This is a genomic window from Dyadobacter jejuensis, from assembly GCF_003149085.1.
Classification (GTDB): domain Bacteria; phylum Bacteroidota; class Bacteroidia; order Cytophagales; family Spirosomataceae; genus Dyadobacter; species Dyadobacter jejuensis.
Genome location: NZ_QGDT01000001.1, coordinates 154,085 through 168,683, shown reverse-complemented (window position 1 = coordinate 168,683; position 14,599 = coordinate 154,085). Strand labels below are relative to the sequence as shown.

Annotated in this window: 13 protein-coding genes; 6 read left to right on the top strand and 7 right to left on the bottom strand. The window is 46.6% G+C overall.

Annotation, left to right across the window (positions count from 1 at the left end; all coding sequences use genetic code 11):
- Window positions 1-160: 160 nt before the first annotated feature.
- Together gcvP and CLV98_RS00780 are read right to left on the bottom strand one after the other, a co-directional pair.
- The gene (gene gcvP / locus CLV98_RS00790) at window positions 161-3,049 is read right to left on the bottom strand and encodes an aminomethyl-transferring glycine dehydrogenase (RefSeq protein ID WP_109671991.1); all 2,889 of its coding nucleotides are present in this window, start codon (window positions 3,047-3,049) and stop codon (window positions 161-163) included.
- A 477-nt stretch (window positions 3,050-3,526) separates the two neighbouring features.
- Entirely contained in the window at window positions 3,527-4,783 is a 1,257-nt protein-coding gene (locus tag CLV98_RS00780) for a metallophosphoesterase (RefSeq protein ID WP_109671988.1), read from the bottom strand.
- 166 nt (window positions 4,784-4,949) lie between these two features.
- Between CLV98_RS00780 and CLV98_RS00775 the strand changes: the two genes are divergently transcribed.
- Window positions 4,950-5,168 (top strand): hypothetical protein, encoded by a 219-nt coding sequence (locus CLV98_RS00775; protein WP_229203145.1) that lies wholly within the window; start codon window positions 4,950-4,952, stop codon window positions 5,166-5,168.
- A 12-nt stretch (window positions 5,169-5,180) separates the two neighbouring features.
- On the opposite strand, the gene CLV98_RS00770 is transcribed toward CLV98_RS00775, so the two are convergent.
- Window positions 5,181-5,732: a YqgE/AlgH family protein gene (locus tag CLV98_RS00770; protein ID WP_109671985.1), complete on the bottom strand. Its 552-nt coding sequence runs from the start codon at window positions 5,730-5,732 to the stop codon at window positions 5,181-5,183.
- A 146-nt stretch (window positions 5,733-5,878) separates the two neighbouring features.
- On the opposite strand from CLV98_RS00770, the gene CLV98_RS00765 reads away from it, so the two are divergent.
- Window positions 5,879-6,421 (top strand): gamma carbonic anhydrase family protein, encoded by a 543-nt coding sequence (locus CLV98_RS00765; RefSeq protein ID WP_109671983.1) that lies wholly within the window; start codon window positions 5,879-5,881, stop codon window positions 6,419-6,421.
- Window positions 6,422-6,442: 21 nt separating this feature from the next.
- Here the strand turns inward: CLV98_RS00765 and CLV98_RS00760 are convergent, their stop codons facing one another.
- On the bottom strand, window positions 6,443-7,075 hold the full coding sequence (locus CLV98_RS00760) for a DedA family protein (RefSeq protein ID WP_109671982.1): 633 nt from the start codon (window positions 7,073-7,075) through the stop codon (window positions 6,443-6,445).
- A gap of 52 nt (window positions 7,076-7,127) precedes the next feature.
- Window positions 7,128-8,993: an ABC-F family ATP-binding cassette domain-containing protein gene (locus CLV98_RS00755; protein ID WP_109671980.1), complete on the bottom strand. Its 1,866-nt coding sequence runs from the start codon at window positions 8,991-8,993 to the stop codon at window positions 7,128-7,130.
- Window positions 8,994-9,126: 133 nt separating this feature from the next.
- On the opposite strand from CLV98_RS00755, the gene CLV98_RS00750 reads away from it, so the two are divergent.
- The 3 genes from CLV98_RS00750 (at window position 9,127) to CLV98_RS00740 (ending at window position 11,767) form a co-directional block, all read left to right on the top strand.
- Window positions 9,127-10,113, top strand: a complete 987-nt coding sequence (locus CLV98_RS00750; protein WP_229203144.1) for a formylglycine-generating enzyme family protein — start codon at window positions 9,127-9,129, stop codon at window positions 10,111-10,113.
- A 31-nt stretch (window positions 10,114-10,144) separates the two neighbouring features.
- Complete coding sequence (locus tag CLV98_RS00745; protein WP_109671977.1) at window positions 10,145-11,488, top strand: Gfo/Idh/MocA family oxidoreductase; 1,344 nt, start codon at window positions 10,145-10,147, stop codon at window positions 11,486-11,488.
- Between the two features lie 87 nt (window positions 11,489-11,575).
- A complete protein-coding gene (locus CLV98_RS00740) occupies window positions 11,576-11,767 on the top strand; it encodes a hypothetical protein (RefSeq protein WP_109671975.1) in 192 nt (63 codons plus the stop codon).
- A 6-nt stretch (window positions 11,768-11,773) separates the two neighbouring features.
- On the opposite strand, the gene aroC is transcribed toward CLV98_RS00740, so the two are convergent.
- Window positions 11,774-12,859, bottom strand: coding sequence for a chorismate synthase (gene aroC / locus CLV98_RS00735; RefSeq protein WP_109673007.1), 1,086 nt, complete (start codon window positions 12,857-12,859; stop codon window positions 11,774-11,776).
- A gap of 5 nt (window positions 12,860-12,864) precedes the next feature.
- Complete coding sequence (locus CLV98_RS00730) at window positions 12,865-14,262, bottom strand: BatD family protein (RefSeq protein ID WP_109671974.1); 1,398 nt, start codon at window positions 14,260-14,262, stop codon at window positions 12,865-12,867.
- Window positions 14,263-14,377: 115 nt separating this feature from the next.
- Here CLV98_RS00730 and CLV98_RS23820 point away from each other — a divergent pair, with 115 nt between their 5' ends.
- Window positions 14,378-14,575 carry a hypothetical protein gene (locus tag CLV98_RS23820; RefSeq protein ID WP_109671972.1) on the top strand — a complete coding sequence of 66 codons (198 nt, stop codon included), beginning with the start codon at window positions 14,378-14,380 and terminating at the stop codon, window positions 14,573-14,575.
- Window positions 14,576-14,599 lie beyond the last annotated feature (24 nt).

The window sequence follows — 14,599 nt, the reverse complement described above, 5'->3', positions numbered from 1 at the left end:
GTTGAGGTAATTACCCATTTGTATCAGCAGCCCTATTCCGGCAACACTGGGCTCCCGTTAGTGTAGGGTCGGCATAAGCTGCAACTGGCTTATCTCATCAAAAAAGGGAGATAAAGCCTAAGCCCTATCTCCCTTTTTTTAAAGGTCATCCTTATAAGCGCTACTCTACCTCAGCATAAGCCTCTACGGGAATACAAGCACATATTAGGTTTCTGTCGCCATATGCGCTGTCGACCCGGCTCACACTAGGCCAAAACTTGTTGAAACGTAGATGTGGAAGGGGGAAAACCGCCTTCTCACGGCTATAAGACCTGGCCCATGCCTCATCCATCACTACCCGCATGGTATGGGGCGCATTTTTAAGGACATTATCTTTGGGGTCGGCCTCTCCGTTCTGCACTTCACTAATTTCTTGTCGAATGGCGATCATGGTGTCACAGAAACGGTCCAGCTCCGCCTTAGATTCCGATTCGGTAGGCTCTATCATTAAAGTACCCGCCACCGGAAACGATAAGGTAGGCGCATGGAAGCCATAGTCCATCAACCGCTTGGCCAGGTCCTCGGCTTCTATACCAGCGGCTTTGAAGGCACGGCAATCGAGAATCATCTCATGTGCACAGCGTCCGTTGGTACCGGTATAAAGCACATCATAATGTTCTCTTAGTCGCTCCTTAATATAGTTGGCATTCAGAATCGCCAGCTTCGTAGCATTGGTAAGTCCCTCGGCACCCATCATCGCGATATAGGCATAGGAGATCGTCAGAATACTCGCACTACCATATGGCGCAGCCGATACGGCACCCGCCTGACCATCTTCCAGATGTTCCGGCAGTTTGTTATAGCTTACATGGCTAGGAAGGAAGGGCACCAAGTGCTCCGCTACCCCTATGGGTCCTACGCCAGGTCCACCTCCTCCATGAGGTATGCAGAAGGTCTTATGTAGGTTTAGGTGGCAAACATCGGCTCCTATGCTGGCAGGGCTCGTAAGGCCTACCTGGGCATTCATATTGGCCCCATCCATATACACCTGTCCTCCGTGGGAATGAATCACCTCACAGATTTCTATAATACTCTCTTCATATACCCCATGTGTAGAAGGATAAGTCACCATCAAACAGGCCAGGTTATTGGCATGGAGTTCGGCCTTGGCCTTTAAGTCGGCTACATCGATATTTCCCTTTTGATCGCATTTGGTTACGACCACCTTCATTCCCGCCATCACTGCGGAGGCTGGGTTGGTACCATGTGCTGAGGCCGGGATTAAGGCTACATTTCGGTGCTGATCCCCACGGCTAGCATGATAGGCCCTGATGGCCATCAGTCCGGCATATTCCCCTTGAGCGCCCGAGTTAGGCTGGAACGACATGGCTGCGAAGCCGGTGATCTCACACAACCAGGCATTGAGCTCTATGATCAACTGAGCGTAACCACCCACCTGGGCAGTAGGAGCAAAAGGATGTATATTGGCAAATTCGGGCCAAGTCAACGGGATCATTTCCGCGGTAGCATTGAGCTTCATGGTACAGCTGCCCAGGGAGATCATCGAGTGCACCAAAGAAAGGTCTTTGTTCTCCAACACTTTCAGGTACCGCAGCATCTCGTGCTCGGTATGGTGGGTATTGAACACCGGGTGGGTTAGGTAAGGCGACTGGCGTAGTAAAGACTCCGCAAGGCCCGACTCTACCTCCTCCTCAATCACCATTTCGCCAGAGAAGCCCGATACTTCCGCAAAGATATTGAGCAGGTCAATCACATCAGAAAAGGTTTTGGCCTCATCCATGGCTACGGTGACCGTTCCATTCTTATTATACCCTAGGTTAACCCCCCATTTTTCGGCTTGTTCCTTGAGCTTAGGGCCCAATGGAGTTTCGATGGTTACCGTATCGAAATACTGGTCGGTAAGCACCTTATAGTGAAACTGAGTGATGGTATTCACAAAGAGTTGAGTGAGGCCATGCACCCTTAAGGCAATGTTTTTGATTCCTTCCGGACCATGATATACGGCGTATCCGGCGGCAATAACCGCCAAAAGAACCTGAGCGGTACAAATATTGGAAGTAGCCTTCTCTCTACGTATATGTTGCTCTCTGGTCTGTAGCGCCATGCGTAGGGCACGGTTTCCTTCGGCGTCTACCGACACCCCGATGATACGGCCCGGTAAGCTTCTCTTGTACTCGGCGCGCGTAGCAAAAAATGCTGCATGCGGTCCGCCATAGCCCATAGGAACACCGAAGCGCTGGGAGGATCCCACCACGGCATCGGCGCCCATTTCACCGGGCGACTTCAACAGGGCAAGGGACAGTAAATCGGCCGCAGTAGCCACTAGTATGTTGGCTTCATGCGCTTGAGCAATGAAATCGGTGTAGTCTATTACCTCTCCATTATTGGCAGGATATTGCAGCAAAGCACCATAAAGGCTTTCATCCTGCAGGTCTACCTGGGTATGGTCGCCTACTACCACCTTAATACCCACCGGAGTAGCCCGGGTATGAACTAAGTCGATGGTTTGTGGGTGGCATAGCTCCGAGACGAAAAAAGTATTCGCCTGCTTTTTGGCAGCGGGTTTAACGGCATAAAACATCGTCATGGCCTCTGCTGCCGCAGTAGCCTCATCCAATAAGGATCCGTTGGCAATTTCCATCCCAGTCAGATCCGTCACCAGAGTCTGAAAATTCAGGAGCATTTCTAGACGCCCTTGGGCAATCTCCGCCTGGTACGGCGTATAGGCCGTGTACCAAGCAGGGTTTTCCAAAATGTTTCTTAATATTACATTTGGAGTGATGGTATCGTAGTATCCGCCACCAATATAAGATTTGAACAACAAATTCTTTCTGGCAATCTTCTTGATACCTTTTAGAAAAGCCTGTTCGGTCTTAGGGCTGGGCAAATTCAAAGGTTTCTGTAACCGAATGGTGGCGGGCAATGTTTGGTCTATTAATTCGTCCAAACTCGATGCACCTACCACATCCAACATACCTTGTAGTTCTTCGTCGTCTTTTCCGTGGTGACGATTTTCGAAGAGATCCTGGTTCTGAAGATTAATTTTCATTAAGATTGGCTAACAATGCCGAAATTAGATGGTTAGAAAACACAAAAGTAAGCAAATCCTACCAAATCCTTTCAGTTTGGTGTTCTTGCTTACCTTGAAATTTATATAAAATACGTTACCATTTTCAGGGTGTCCGGCCACTAAGGACCATAATACCAGGTAACTGACTTTAATGAACGTGCTGGATGAGGGTATATTTTACTTGTTAGGACAACCACAATCGGTCTTCCTTTTAAAAATTCCCAGAAACTTTTTAGACTTAGGCTTCTTATACCCTTTGTATTTCTTTTTCTTCCCCCATTGTTGCTCCACCTGAGCCGTACTTTCCGGCGAAAGGGCCCAAACAGGGGCATTAAGCCCTAATAATAAACAGCAGACAATAAAAGTTCTAATTCGTTTTTTCATCGGGTTATGTCGAATAAAAAGATGTACTAATAACGATTAAAAAACAGATACAGTATCTATCAATCAGGATTCCTAGGCCCGTACTAATTCCATGATGGTAATTTCGGGTAGTATACCCACCCTGCCTGGATAGCCAATATAGCCAAAACCCCTGTTGACATAGATGTACTGATCTTTTTCTTGGTACAACCCACCCCATTCCTTATAGCGATACTGCACTGGGCTCCATTTTAAGGCTCCAATTTCTACCCCAAACTGCATTCCATGGGTATGCCCGGCAAAGGCGACATCGATATCGGAATACTTGGGCAGCACCTGAGCCCTCCAATGACTGGGATCGTGAGAAAGCAATAACTTAACGGGAAAGTCCTCACTACCTGCATAGGCCTTGTCGAGATTGCCATATTTGGCAAAATTACCGGCACCCCAATTTTGGATACCAATGAGTCCTATTTCCTCTCCATCGACCCGAATAGCCCTATTTTCGTCGAGCATTAGTTTCCAGCCCAACAGCTCGTGAGCCTTCTTAAGGTCATTCAAATTCCGAGCCTTCCTCTCATCGGAGCCCCATTGTACGTAGTCGCCATAGTCGTGATTGCCCAGGGTAGAATGAACACCCAGAGGTGCTTTTAACTTGTCGAATATATCGATATAGTCCCTCACCTCTTCGGCCCGATCGTTGACGAGATCGCCCGTAAAGAAAGCGATATCGGGTTTCTCTTTCATCAACATTTCCACCCCACCTTTCACGGCCGTTTTATTGAAAAAACTCCCTGAATGAATATCCGAAAGTTGGGCTATCTTGATGCCATCGAAGGCCTTGGGTAAGTTTTTTAGGGGCACCGTTACCCGACGAATCCGGTAGTCGTGTGCACCAGAAAGGATTCCAAAAGTGAAAGTCCCCATAAGCCCGGTGCCGGCTATCAGGGCCGTCTGCGCCAGAAATTCGGACCGGGGAATGACTTTTTCCCCAGTTGCTGGAACCGTATCGGCTACTGACGGGAATAGCAGGCTAGCCCCCCATTGAAAAATACGGCGCAACTCATCGACCAAGAGGATCAACACGGCCAATAGCTTCGAAAGGTAGGGAATCGATATAAAAGCGATTATAAATATACGAGTAGTCCTTCCGAAGGTATCGGGAGGCAATATTTGCATCGCCAAATAGGCCAATAGAGTCAGGGCCGTAAGCAGCCAGTAACCGAGGCCAATCCAGCGCTGGCTCTGAGGACCAAAATTTCGAATGGCCAGGCGTAAGCCGGTCCAAACGTACCAATCTATCGCAAAGAGAATGAGGGTTAAGGCTACAAAGAAAAATGTTCTATTCATAAAATGGATTAATCTATCGTTTTTTAACGCTTTGAAGCTCCTTCTCGTTCAGGAATGGAAAGGTAAATCTTAAAATTAGTAGGTAAACGGATTATTTACAGGGCTAATTGTTCCATTTTCAAGGATTAACGGCGAACTTTGTAGCGTAAACCAAACCACTATCAATATGCAATTCGATTTTAAACGATTCCATATACGATCTATGAACGCTGCCGATGAACAAGAACGTGCGGCGATCAACCTGGAGCTCAAAGCCCTGTACGCTAGCCTAAATGAAGAAGAACAAAAGGAATTCAACACCCAGCTGCAGCTATTCCTGACGAAGGAAATGGGGAGAATTAAGTCGGACTATGAATCGATACAAGGAACGATTCACCAAAACTAAGGCGAATAGGGCTTAGTTGAGACGGGGGTCGATAGGATAATGGGACATGGAACGGTATTCGCCGCCCATTTCGCGAAGCACGGCTCGCCAAAATTGATCGGCAGGGGTATTGAAAAGGAAGTCTGCCGTTACTTTGGTAACAATCCATGTTTGGGCCTCCATTTCGTCTTCTATCTGCCCCGTTCCCCAACCCGAATAGCCAATAAAGAAACGGATGTCTTCCGGGGTTAAGGTATTGATATTAATCAGCGTTTTTACTCTGTCGAAATCCCCCCCCCAATATAGCCCATCCATAATCTCCACCCCTTCGTCTATCAGGTCGGGGCGGCGGTGAATATAATGCAAAGTATTTTTTTCTACGGGTCCGCCAAGGTAGAGGGGAACCTCCTGATAGATAGACTCCTCGAGCACATCGCTCAACAGGAGGTTTGTAGGTTGGTTGAGGACAAAACCGAAACAACCCTCCACGGCATACTCACAGATTAGTACCGCACCCCGCTCAAAATTGGGATCCCCCAGATAAGGCTGGGCTATCAAGATACTCCCCTTGTTTATTTGCTGCATTCCAGAATATATTCCGTTTTCAATGTTACTTTAAACCTCAATATATTTAATTTTATTTTAAATTGGGGACTTCCAGGGCAGTTCTATGGATATTTTATTGTGAAACTTGGATTCTGCTGTGGCCCAAAACAAAAAATAATAAAGGAATGGCACTTATAAAATCTGTAAAGGGTAAGGCTCCAAGTTTTGGAGAAGAGGGCTGGCTGGCCGACAATGCCACCATCGTGGGCGATGTTATTTTTGGCTCCCATTGTACGGTCTGGTTCAATGCCGTAGTTCGTGGCGACGTCAACAGCATCCGTATAGGCCATCATTCCAATATCCAGGACGGAGCCGTGGTACACTGTACCTACCAGCGGTTTGCCACCCAGATCGGCAATTATGTATCGGTAGCGCATAATGCCATCGTCCATGGCTGTACCATCGAGGATCATGTGCTTATTGGCATGGGGGCCATTGTGATGGATGGGGCCGTAATAGGGAGCGGGGCCATTGTAGCGGCAGGGGCCATCGTTACCCAAGGCACCAAAGTACCCCCGGGGACCATTTATGCCGGTAATCCCGCCAAATACTTGAAGGATGTCTCTCCAGAGCTGAATGCCGCCATTGATAGAACCGCCAATAACTACATAACTTATTCGGGTTGGTTTAAGGAGGAAGGGGCCGAACAAGGCCAAGCCGAACACTAACGGCCTGGCCTTGTCGCTGGGTCACCCTTTGAGTTCCTTACGAGAATTAAGATATCCCTTGATGACTGTAAAAGTGGTAATAGCCAAAAAGAAGAGGATGATATAATGAACGTAGTCGACAATCCAAGGAAAGCGTTCTCCAAACAGGAAGCCGCCCCCTGTGAGCAATCCTATCCAAATGGCCGCTCCAGCCACATTATTAAACAAAAAATAGGGAAATGGCATCTTGACCAGCCCTGCCAAAATAGGGGCAAAGGTGCGAACAATGGGCAAAAAACGACTGATAATCAGTGTTCTACTTCCGTATCGTAGAAAATACTCCTTGGTGGTTTCGATATGCTTCTTTTTGAAGAATAAAGAGTCCTTTCTGTTTTCGAACATGCCACTGAAATACTTACCAAAAACATATCCTAACAAAGACCCCAATACGGCCGCGGTAAACAAACAAATGAGTAGAATAGCTATAGGCACTTCCAACAAGCCAGTTCCACAGAAAACCCCCGCCAGGAACACCAAATAGTCGCCGGGCAGGAAAAATGCGAAAAAAAGACCATTTTCTGCAAATACAATAAAAGTTATTACCATTAACCCACCCGTTCGTATCAACTCCTCCGAATTGAGCAGGTATTGAAAAAAGTCTATAATCGAATTCATATTGTTTTTATTTGGTACACAAAGAACAGTAAATGGTCATGGGAGCCGATCGCTAAACGCTTTCAGAGAGCTCTAACCACCGCAATTCCCTTTCTTCCAGGGTGTTGGTTGCCTCTTCAATTTCGCGGGCCCATTGGGTAAGTTCCTCATGAGAGCCTCCCTGGCTAAGTTGTTCTATCAACTTTGCTTTTTTCTGCTCCAGGCTAGCCATTTCAGCTTCTAAGCCCTCGAACTCTTGTTTCTCCTTATAGCTCAATTTCCTTTTGGAAGCCTGAACTACGGGCTGTTCTACAGGCTTAGCCACCACTTCTTTGACAGGATTGGCCTTTTGTTCCAGTTTCTGCTCATCCTGATACTCCCTAAGTTCAGAATAATTGCCAGGGAAGTCACTAATTTTCCCTTCTCCTTCGAAGACAAAGATATGTTCGACGAGACGATCCAGGAAGTATCTGTCGTGGGAAACGATCATCAGGCAACCTGGGAACGTCGCCAAAAACTCCTCAATGACATTGAGACTACTGATGTCCAAATCGTTGGTAGGCTCATCGAGAATTAGGAAATTGGGTTCCTTCATCAAAATCAACAACAGCTGAAGTCTACGCTTTTCTCCCCCGCTGAGCTTAGCCACAAAATCGTATTGTTTTTCGGGAGTAAACAAGAAAGCCTGCAACAAATGGGTGACGGTTACCGTCTCACCAGTACCTAGCCGCACTACCTCAGCCACATCCTTCACCACATCGATCACCCGTTGATTGTCATCGAAAACCATATCTGACTGTCGATAATAGCCAAATTGTACCGTTTCGCCGGTTACGACCTTGCCGCTATCGGGTTCCAGTTCTCCCATAATCATATTGAGCAGGGTAGATTTTCCCATCCCATTTTTACCAACAATTCCAAGCCGGTCCCCCTTACGGAAAGTATATTCAAAATCCTTAATGAGCTGCCGGTCACCGAAGCCTTTGCTCACCTTATCGAGTTCTACAATCTTACTACCCAGCCTAGAGGTACGCACATTTAACTCCAACTGAGCATCAAATTTTTTCTGACTGGCTTTTTCCTTTAGTTCCTCAAAGGCATCCACCCTATATTTTGCTTTGGTACCCCTGGCCTTTGGTTGGCGGCGGATCCAGTCGAGCTCCTTGCGCATCAGGTTACGCGCCTTATCGATTCCTGCCGCTTCTATTTCCTCTCTTTCCGCCTTTTTCTCGAGGAAATAAGAGTAATTCCCTTTATAAGTATAAGCAGAGCCATGGTCCAACTCCAGCACTTGGTTACACACGGTGTCCAAGAAATACCGGTCGTGGGTCACTACCAGCAAGGTGGTATTGGAGGTATTCAAATAGTTTTCCAACCATTCTACGGTATCCAGATCCAAATGGTTGGTAGGTTCATCGAGAATCAGCAAATCGGGCTCTTCGAGCAAAATCTTGGCCAATGCCACGCGTTTGCGCTGCCCTCCAGAGAGGGTCCCATACAGGCTATCGGTATGGTGAATGCCCAGTCGGCCCAGAATCTCCTTGGTTTTCGACTCGAAGTCCCAAGCATTAAGACTATCCATATCTTCCATAAGCGCCATCATGGCCTGGTCGTCATGGGCTTCCAGAGCCTCTTCATACTTCTTAACGACCTGGGCTACGGGATTGGCCGACGAAAAGATGACGTCCATCACTTGCATCGTCTCATCGAAAGCGGGACTTTGATCGAGGTAGCCCACCCGGGTGTCTTTCCGCAGACTTACCGAACCTTCACTAGGAGGAAGCTTCCCAGTGAGTATATTCAGGAAGGTAGTCTTCCCCGTTCCATTGGTCCCGATGAGTGCGATTTTGTCTCCTTTGCTAATACCAAAATTAATATTTTTAAAAAGCCATTTATCTGCAAATGACTTCGCAAGATTTTCTGCTGAAAGATAATTCATATAATAAAATCTAATTCTGTTTGTACAAAGGTAGGATAGTTATCAAAGAAAAAATTCGTTTTACTAAGGTAAAAACGATAATATTGCTCCTTATATAAAGTTAGTTGTTTCTTATTGAACACATCAAATGATCATGTACAAAAAATTTCTTTTCCTAATCCCATTAACATTTCTTGGTAACTTATCTTATTCTCAAACCAAAGATTTCAAAAATTACACGCAGGTAATAGGCGGTAGCCCGCAAGTTTACGACATGGTAGCCATTCCCGGAGGGGAGTTTACCATGGGCAGTCCTGCCTCCGAAAAGGGGCATCAAGACGACGAAGGCCCACAGCATAAGGTCAAAATCGAACCTTTTTGGATGGGTAAATATGAAGTATCCTGGGACATTTACGATCTGTATTCTTTTAAGAATATGGAAAAAGAAATGGCAGCAAGGCACCCAGACCCAGAGAAGAGTGTAGTAAAAACCGATGCCAGTACCCGTCCTAGCCCCCCCTATGTGGACATGTCCTTTGGGATGGGAAGGGAACATTATCCGGCCATTAATATGACCCAATATGCCGCTATCTACTTCTGTAAATGGCTATATGACAAAACAGGGATTTTCTACCGATTACCTACAGAAGCCGAATGGGAATATGCCTGTAGGGCAGGAAGCCAAACCGCCTATTCATTTGGTGACGACGCCTCTAAGCTCGACGAATACGCTTGGTACAGCAAGAATAGCGATGGCGCCTACAAAAATATTGGCCTTAAAAAACCCAATGCCTGGGGCCTTCATGACATGCACGGGAACGTGATGGAGTGGACTTTGGACCAGTACATTCCCGACTATTACGGCAACAAACCCAACGGAGAGAAATATGCCCCAGTAAAAGAGCTATACCCTACTGCCGTACGTGGCGGTTCCTGGGACGACGACGCCGAGGACCTCAGGAGTGCTGCGCGTACCGCCTCCAAACCTGAATGGAAGATACTAGACCCCCAGTTGCCTAAGAGTGAATGGTGGATGACGAGTGCATCTTTCGTTGGGTTTAGAGTAGTTCGCCCGGTAAAGGTGCCTTCTAAAGCTGAAATTGAGGCCTATTACAATCCTACCCTCATTGAAGATTATTAATCCTTAACTTTTAACTAACCTTTTAACCATAATGAATCAGAACAGAAGAAACTTCCTAAAGGCATCCGGGGTCATTGCCGGTGGGGCCTTGCTGAACCCCGTTGCGGGGAAAGGCCTGAACCATTCGGTAGACGACGTCATCAGGGTTGCTTTAATTGGATGTGGGGGCCGGGGAACTGGTGCCGCTGCCCAAGCGCTGAGTACCACTCAAAACGTACAGATCGTGGCCATGGCCGACGCCTTTCAGGATCGGCTCGACGGCTCCTATAAAAACTTAACAGCCAAAAAATATACCAACGCAGCTGGTGCCCCTGTGGACATCAAAACGAAGGTAAACGTACCCGACCATAACAAATTTGTTGGTTTCGACGCCTATAAGAAGGCCATAGCCCTCAAAGAAGTGGATGTAGTCATATTGGCTACTCCTCCCGGCTTTCGCCCTTGGCATTTTGAAGAAGCCGTAAAGAATAACAAACAGATATTTATGGAGAAACCCGTGGCTACAGACGCCCCGGGGATCAGAAAGGTGCTGGAAGTAGCCGAGGAAGCCAAGCGTAAAAAGCTAAACGTGGTAGTAGGCTTACAACGCCATTACCAAGCGAACTACAGGGAGGCTATCAAAAGAATTCAGGATGGGGCGATCGGCGACATCGTCGGTGGCCAGGTGTACTGGGTCGGCAGCAGCCCTTGGATGCGTGAACGCAAGCCCGAATACACCGAAATGGAATATCAGATGCGTAACTGGTACTATTTCAACTGGCTATGTGGAGACCATATATCCGAACAACATGTACACAATATTGACGTTGCCAACTGGATAAAAGGTAGCTATCCGGTAGAGATCCAGGGAACTGGGGGCCGCGAGGTGCGCGATGGTAAGGAATACGGGGAGATATTTGACCACCATTTACTCGACATGGTATATGCCGATGGGACCGTTATTTCGAGTCAATGCCGTCAATTTCAGGGTACCTGGAACCGCGTCGATGAGGCATTTGTAGGTACTAAAGGACGTATCGATAGCTTCGACAGCAAGCGTACCGTCCTGAAGGACTATAAGGGTAATGCCTTGTACAGCCATAATGGCAAGAACGATAAAAACCCATATCAGGTAGAGCATGATGAATTGTTTGCAGCTATCGCCAAGGGTGAATATAAATATGCCGATGCCGAAAACGCCGCTAAAAGTACCATGACGGCCATCATGGGACGTATGGCTACCTATTCGGGCAAGCTTATTAAATGGGATGAAGCCCTCAACTCAAAAATCAACTTGTTCCCCGATACCTTGGCTTGGGATGCTATGCCCAAGATCGTTCCCGATTCCGAAGGATTTTACCCAGTGGCCATTCCAGGAAAAACCCAGGTAATATAACAAGGCCCTAGCACATAAAACGGAAGGGCTCTGCGCTCTTCCGTTTTTTTGTACCTTTACACTATAAATCAGTTATCTTAAAATTACGTGAATTTTAATTTTGGTAATTCCATCACTCTATTGATCGCCGGCCTAATGGTGGTGATCATTGGTGTATTTTTTAACCTCAAGAGTGAGACACTAGGCAATCCGGTCATATTTGGGGGGCTGATATTGGCATTTATTGGGAGCATCTGTGTGGTTTTGAGCCTAAACCACCGACGCCGTAAAAACAAATAGCCTAAATCATCCCGGTACCTTCGCACTTAAATTCCTTAAATAAAAGTCGGCTAATACCAACGCCGCCATGGCTTCTACTATAGGTACAGCCCGGGGTACTACACAGGGGTCGTGCCGTCCTTTGCCTTGCACAATGGCCTTGTCTCCATGCTGATCAACACTTTCCTGATCCTGCATAATAGTGGCTACAGGCTTAAAGGCCACCTTAAAATAGATGTCTTCGCCATTGGAAATACCGCCCTGAATACCGCCCGAATGATTGGAACGTGTCCTGACTTGCCCCGTTTCTTCCAAATAAAACGGATCGTTATGCTCCGAACCTAATAAGGCAACTCCCTCGAAGCCGGAGCCATACTCAAACCCTTTAACGGCATTAATACTCAACATCGCCTTGCCAAGCTCGGCATGAAGCTTATCGAAAACGGGCTCTCCCCATCCCACTGGTGCACCTTGTACCACACAGTTGACGACCCCTCCTACCGAATCGCCTTGCTTACGGATGGTATCGATATAATCAAACATTTTACCGGCCATTTCAGCATCGGGGCAACGAACCGCATTGGACTCGGTAACCGACAAATCGAGCTCGGTATAGGGCACCTCCAGACGCATCGCACCTACCTGTGAGACATACGCTTGGATACGGACTCCTATGCCTTTGAGAAGGGTTTTGGCAATAGCCCCTGCTGCTACTCTAGCCGCAGTTTCTCTTGCCGAACTTCTCCCTCCCCCTCTATAGTCGCGTAGTCCATATTTCTCTTGATAGGTGTAGTCGGCGTGAGAAGGCCTATACTGAGCCGCAATATGTGAATAATCTTTGCTTCGCTGGTCTTCGTTGCGTATCAACAAGGCGATAGGAGTACCGGTGGTTTTACCCTCAAACACCCCCGAAAGCACTTCAAACTCGTCGGCTTCCTTGCGTTGGGTAGTAATCCTCGACTGCCCTGGCTTCCGGCGGGTAAGTTCTTGTTGAATAAAATCAGAGTCGAACTCCAACCCTGCAGGACAGCCGTCTATCACTACGCCAATTCCTGACCCGTGCGACTCTCCAAATGTAGAAATATTAAAAATCTTACCGTATGTACTACCCATTCCAATTATTTTCTGAAAATCCAAATCAATACTAACAGCAATAAAATTACGACCAGATTGGACAGATTCTTCAATATTAACGAATAATTTATAAAATTTAAGCTCGTGTCCCGCCCTTCTAGGTTGTCGTACAGACCATGGCCAGTATCTTCAGACAGCCTTCCCGGCATGTAGTCGGCTCCTAGGACTTGCAAGGTCAGTGCCGACCTTAATGTATCATACTTTTCTTTTTCATTATTAAAATACACCCACTGAAAATACCTACTCAGGGGGAAGGTACCGTCTTTTCGAGGCACCACAAAATACTCGAAGCCTTTTTCGCCAGACACCCCTTTCCCCGTCCGTCGCACCTCCTGGCTGAGCTCTGGAGCATAAAAGTCGAATGCCGAACTTGGGGTGATGTCCGGTGCGGGTATCCCTACGATATTACCCTGGCCTACTATCTTGAACTGATAACGAATACTCTCCCCTGGGTATACTTTATCGTTAGAAAGGCGTTCCTCCAACCTATATGCGCCCACCGCCACCCTATCGCGAAGGGGGTGCGCTGGCAAGGGCTTGACGCCTATACTAAAAGCCCTAGAATAAAAAGGCTCGACCACCTTGGTTTCTACATTCACGGTCCCTTTACGATCCACCACCAGCATATTGAGGCCTACAGACGGAATATTAATATCTTCCAATTTTAATGGAAAGAAATTGGCCCGGTACATATTATACTCGGTATAGAAGCGTCCCTGAATGCGCACCCGGCGCTTGACGATCTCCTCGATACCAATGTTCTCCTCCCAACAACCAAGCGGCTTCACCTTGGTCAAAATAGCCTGCAATTGCTCATTAAACCTATAAAACTCCATTTCTACTGGAGCATCTTCTGAAATATATAGGGATATACCCAAGGAAAACCCCTCCCGAATGTAGACCATTTTTTTATCGGTATACACCGAAAAGAACACACAGTTATCTATTTTTGTTAGGGCAGGCAGTAATAAGTCGGTATCGCCCTCTTGCTCCTGCTCAACCTCCCTTTCCGAAAAAACGACGGTACGTTGCTCCGACTTAAGATTTTGCCCATTCACTCGTAAGCTAAAGGCAGGAATAATATACTTCCCGGCCTTAGATGCGAAATACTCCTGGCTAATCTTCTGAATGACAACGGTTTTACCATCTTCTTGTTCTGACCGGCTAGTGGCAGACTTACTTCGTTTTTCCAAACCGTCGATGTCAGGAAACGTTATTGAGGGGCGTTTTTCTGTGTCGGTAAGCACGACGGAAATCACTAAAGGATCCGACAACGTTATAAATTCGCCATTGAATACAATTTTCGCACTATTATTTGGCGTTTGAGCCTGAATAGTGCAAAAAATAAACGAAATAATACAGGCTAGAATATATACTTTCATCAATAAATTTCGTTAAATTTATATTGTTGAACAGATCAATACTATTTAACGCTTTTCAAAGAGTTTTTTCCAAAAATAGATTTGTTTCACCCTAAACCACAAAACTAAAAAAACAATGGCCTCAATGCTTGAATACATTAAAATTATTCTGCAAAAGGTAAGTTTTGATCGTAGGTTGTTTGAGAAAGAATTGCGTAAGGCGATTCGAATGTTAATGCCAGCTGAAGTGAAACGTTTAAGATTATGGTGTTATGAAAACTACAGCTCAGTTCATTTACCCGTTCTGGATAGCTGTTTCACCTTGACCTCGTAAGTACTTACCTTTTAAAATAGCAAG

Coding starts and splice junctions, on each gene's coding strand:
- CLV98_RS00730 (WP_109671974.1), bottom strand. CDS start 14,262: ATGAAAGTATATATTCTAGCCTGTATTATTTCGTTTATTTTTTGCACT.
- aroC (WP_109673007.1), bottom strand. CDS start 12,859: ATGGGTAGTACATACGGTAAGATTTTTAATATTTCTACATTTGGAGAG.
- CLV98_RS00775 (WP_229203145.1), top strand. CDS start 4,950: ATGCAATTCGATTTTAAACGATTCCATATACGATCTATGAACGCTGCC.
- CLV98_RS00755 (WP_109671980.1), bottom strand. CDS start 8,993: ATGAATTATCTTTCAGCAGAAAATCTTGCGAAGTCATTTGCAGATAAA.
- CLV98_RS00750 (WP_229203144.1), top strand. CDS start 9,127: ATGTACAAAAAATTTCTTTTCCTAATCCCATTAACATTTCTTGGTAAC.
- CLV98_RS00780 (WP_109671988.1), bottom strand. CDS start 4,783: ATGAATAGAACATTTTTCTTTGTAGCCTTAACCCTCATTCTCTTTGCG.
- CLV98_RS00770 (WP_109671985.1), bottom strand. CDS start 5,732: ATGCAGCAAATAAACAAGGGGAGTATCTTGATAGCCCAGCCTTATCTG.
- CLV98_RS23820 (WP_109671972.1), top strand. CDS start 14,378: ATGGCCTCAATGCTTGAATACATTAAAATTATTCTGCAAAAGGTAAGT.
- CLV98_RS00760 (WP_109671982.1), bottom strand. CDS start 7,075: ATGAATTCGATTATAGACTTTTTTCAATACCTGCTCAATTCGGAGGAG.
- CLV98_RS00765 (WP_109671983.1), top strand. CDS start 5,879: ATGGCACTTATAAAATCTGTAAAGGGTAAGGCTCCAAGTTTTGGAGAA.
- gcvP (WP_109671991.1), bottom strand. CDS start 3,049: ATGAAAATTAATCTTCAGAACCAGGATCTCTTCGAAAATCGTCACCAC.
- CLV98_RS00745 (WP_109671977.1), top strand. CDS start 10,145: ATGAATCAGAACAGAAGAAACTTCCTAAAGGCATCCGGGGTCATTGCC.